This is a genomic window from Kitasatospora sp. NPDC017646 (assembly GCF_044329365.1).
In the GTDB taxonomy this organism is placed as follows: domain Bacteria; phylum Actinomycetota; class Actinomycetes; order Streptomycetales; family Streptomycetaceae; genus Kitasatospora.
On sequence record NZ_JBIRJC010000095.1, the window covers coordinates 1 to 3992 of the forward strand.

The 3992-nt window shown below is 70.0% G+C and carries 2 protein-coding genes and 1 pseudogene; 1 reads left to right on the top strand and 2 read right to left on the bottom strand.

What is annotated here, in order from left to right:
• Together ACH4J0_RS42320 and ACH4J0_RS42325 are read right to left on the bottom strand one after the other, a co-directional pair.
• A pseudogene (locus ACH4J0_RS42320) lies at window positions 1-205 on the bottom strand (hypothetical protein); the annotation flags it as partial.
• Window positions 206-645: 440 nt separating this feature from the next.
• Window positions 646-1638, bottom strand: a complete 993-nt coding sequence (locus tag ACH4J0_RS42325; protein WP_396246519.1) for an AraC family transcriptional regulator — start codon at window positions 1636-1638, stop codon at window positions 646-648.
• Between the two features lie 1805 nt (window positions 1639-3443).
• Between ACH4J0_RS42325 and ACH4J0_RS42330 the strand changes: the two genes are divergently transcribed.
• On the top strand, window positions 3444-3836 hold the full coding sequence (locus ACH4J0_RS42330) for a peptidoglycan-binding protein (protein WP_396246520.1): 393 nt from the start codon (window positions 3444-3446) through the stop codon (window positions 3834-3836).
• The last annotated feature ends 156 nt before the right edge of the window (window positions 3837-3992 follow it).

A 3992-nucleotide genomic window follows, 5' to 3' on the forward strand; every position in this document is an offset into this window, starting at 1 on the left:
TGAGCTCCAGCTGGAGCTGGGTGACACAGCCGTCGGCCTCACCCTGCTGCAGGTCGACCGGACAGGCCGAGGAAGTCAGGGGTATCGGGGCCGGCACCGTCGCGGCGGACGCGGCCGAGGCGGTGTACACGCCGACGCCCGTCAGTGCGGCCGCCAGGGCCAGGCCCAGCGACAACCGGCGCCGGGTGGACAGGAGGGTACTCACAGTAGGCTCTCCAGATTCATGATGATTCGCCAGGGAGGACAGGGTGCTTCACCCCCTGGCCGCTCGGCGTGCTCGACGGACAGATCCAAACCGTCCGAACGGCGGTCAGCACCGACAAGCTGGGGCATGTAAGCCGCCCGGTTGGCGGGTGTCCGGGCGACATCCCGCGAGTTGCGACGGACCCGAAAGCCGACTGGGGCACGCTCAACTCGAACAATCAGGTCCTTCCGGGATGGTCCGAACGCTCGGCCCAGACTCAGGAGCGCTGGCGCAGACGGCCGGTGAACTGCATCCGACCGCATTCAGGACGAGCCTCCCCGAACTTTGATCACACGGCTATCCGCTTTCGGATCGCCAGGGACTGCACATTTGTGGATAGCCGAGCGGTGAGAGCGCGTACTCAACCACCCTCCCGGTCAGCCGGTCCCTCGCTCGCTCGCTCAGCAGCTGCGGCACAGCGTCTCGGATGGCGACTGTCCGAAGGACTTGCGGTACACCGCGCTGAAGCGGCCCAGGTGGGTGAAGCCCCAGCGGCAGGCCACGTCGGTCACCGTGCCCTCCGCGCGGCCGTCGGCGATGGCGAGGAGGTCGCGGTGGGCGTGGTCGAGCCGTAGCTGGCGAAGATACGCCAGAGGCGTGGTGTTCAGGTGCACGCGGAAGCCCTCTCTGAGGCTCCGTAGGCTGGTTCGCGCGGCGAGGGCGATGTCCGCCACCGAGACCGGCTCGTGCACGTGTTCCTCGCAGAACACCGTGGCCCGGCGTACGACGGGCAGCAGGGCGGCCGAGCCGCTGTCCGCCAGGGCGTCGCTCTGGCAATGGCGTTGTGCGTCCAGCAGGCCGTCGATCAGGAGCTGCTCGAAGTGCCGCACTCCCAGTGGAGAGCGGTGGCTCAACGGCGATGCGACGAACTCGTTGAATCCCCGGACGAGTTCGATCCACGAACGGATCAAGGGATCCTGCTCGTCGAGCACCGGGCTGAAGCGCACTGCGGTGGTGGAGGAATCGGCTCCCCGTACCTCCAGGGCCTGTGTGACGGCCCGACCCGGAATGATGAGGATGCGATTCTGCGCCTCGCCGTTCCACGTCATCGAGACCCGGCTGCCCGGGCCGACGATACTCTGCGTGGACGGCAGGACCGCGCCGTCCACGGTGACGACGCCCATGCCCGACATGGGCAGCTGGACGTTGTAGAAATCCCCCAGCTCTCCCGGGCAGACGGTGACGTCCGTACCGTATTCGAGTTCGTAGAGCGTCACCTCCCCGTCGTGCAGGCAGCTGAAGCGGCCGTTCGGCCGTCTGCCGTTCAACACCGTCAAGCGGTGCGGCGCGAGCCGTTCGGTGACGACATGATGCAGTCGATCGATGTCGCCCCCCTCGTACAGGAGAGCGGGATCGCCCTCAGGGCCCTTCCGGAGCAGGTCGTTGCGTGACACAGACGTTCTAGCCTCCGCGTTTCGGTCGGGGTCGGGCTGGCTGAGTCGGATCGGCTCTCTGGACGATGGTGCTTGATCTGTCGCGGTGGGGCGGGCACGCCCGGGAGCCGATGCACAGTCGGGTCCTCCCTCGCAGCGAGCACGGCCGGTGGATTTGATCCGCCAGCCCCAACGATGTCCCACGCCCGCGAGGACGGACAGCCCGTCTCCGTCCCACCCGGTGGACTGTTCCGTCCCACGCCGGCTACCTGCGATATGGGACGCCGGTCAGCGAGGATTGAGACCGCCGCGGCCCTGTTGGGACAACAGAAACCGCGGCTCCGCCCGCCGCCTCCCAGGGCGACGTTGTCGAGGGGCTTGGCGTCGCCGAACTCCTTGTGCACCCCGGACAGCTCGACGACGAACGGCGCGTCGTCGGACCGGGTGGTCCCGTCGTGGTCGTTGCTCATGCTCGACGACGATAGGCGCGCCGGCCGGGGCCGGTCGTCCAGCCCGGGGTGTAACCACAGGTCGCCGTAGTACCGGGGATGTACGACGGAGGCGAAGCGACCGGAGCGGCGGGTTGGTTGTATGGGGCAGGTCTCTTGAGAGCCGGCAGTGGGAGCGGGAGCCTGGCCAACGAGATTGATCACCGCGGACGGCTCCCACCGGGCAGCGGCCCCGCACGCGGTCGGCGGGCGGCGGACGGACCGGGCCGGGGCCGGTGCGACACCGCAACACGCGAGCCCACCCGTCAAGACCAAGGCGGCGCGGCCCTCCCACCACAGGCGGGCCGCGCCCCTTGAGCCGAGATCAGCCCTCGGCCGAGCCGCCGCCGGGCAGCAGCCGTACAAGCCGGACGGCGACCAGGACCAGGCCCCGAAACCCGGACAGCGCCCCCACCCCACCCACCAACGCGGCTGGCACCAGCCGGACATCAGGAAGAAAAGCCCAGCGCAGCAACCGGACACACCGACCCGCCCCACCCACCACAACCACCACCACGCAGGGGCCCAGGACGGTAAGTCGAGACGGTGAGTTCGGCCCGTCACCCCCGATGAGCAGCACAAACAGGCAACAAGCGGAACGCGCGGCGAGTGGCCGAACCCAACCACGAACCGAGCCCTCAGCCTGCCCCCTGTACCGAACCACGAACCGAACCCCCGGCCGGGGCAGCGGCGACTGCCACGCCCAGCGGTAGGCTGCTGCGACCTTGAGAACGCACGTGAGGCCGCCATCCCTGCAGGCGTGGCGGCCTCTTCGCGTTGGCGGGCCGGGGCGGCGGGTCAGTCGGGCGGCGTGATCAGGTGCCGGTCGGCGGTGGCAGGGTGGTGTCGAGGTCGCGGGTGCGGCAGGGGCGGCAGTGCTGGCCGGCGGCGGCCGCAGCGTGCGCGGGACCGCACCCGGGGCGGCCGGCCGCACGGCGTTCACAGGACGCGCACTGGATCGACGGTGGCGCGCCGAGCTTCCCCGCAGCGGCGCATTTTCAGCCACCCTTTCGGTTCGGAGGCGTCGCCACGGCCCGGGCGGAGGGCGGAATTCCGCCGCACCTCGGACCCGGCCGAATGATCGGTAAAGACTTCGGATGGCACCAGGCCAATACATCGACCAATGCCGACATTCCCCGACCGATCGGCCGGTAGGCCTCTCGTGGCCAGGCCTGACGCGGCGCCGCCAGGGAAGGCCGCGCCGCCTCGCGGCCTTTCGGCCAACCCCGCCGGAAGGCCTGGTCCCCACCGACATGAGGGCTCACGATCGACGACGACGGGAGCGACCCGACAACGCTCCCGTGACCCGAGCGACTTGAGCGATTGAGGAGACTCGACATGCAGAAGAAGTGGGCCCTTCGTGCGGCCACCCTCACCATCGGCGCCACCGCAGCCCTCGGCCTCGCCGTCGGCACGGCCAACGCCGCCTCCACGATCCAGTGGGGCTCCACCGGTCAGCCGGTGGTGTGCGTCCAGCAGGCCATGAACTACCTCGACAGCGCCGGCCTCTCGGTCGACGGCCAGTTCGGTCAGAACACCTACAACGCGGTAGTCGCCTACCAGGGCTCGAAGGGCATCCAGCAGGACGGCCAGGTCGGCCCGCAGACCGGTGGCGACATCAAGGCCGACATCTACAACGTCTACCTGGCCGCCCACCACTCCGGCGACTACTCCACACAGAGCACCATGAGCGCCTGGATGAGCAACTGTAACGGCCAGCTCCCCGGCTGATCACCGCTCCCCGGCATCACCGAGTAGCCGGTCAAGGGTGGTGGGGGGGGGGGGGCCCGGCGCCCGGGCCCCCACCCCGGCCCGCAAGCGGGAGCCCCCGGCCGGGCCCCCGCGCCCCCGCACCCCCCCCCCCCCGACGGCCCAAAGGGGGCCGCC

Excerpts from the sequence above, each read along its gene's own strand:
- ACH4J0_RS42330 (WP_396246520.1), top strand. The coding sequence starts at position 3,444 with ATGCAGAAGAAGTGGGCCCTTCGTGCGGCCACCCTCACCATCGGCGCC.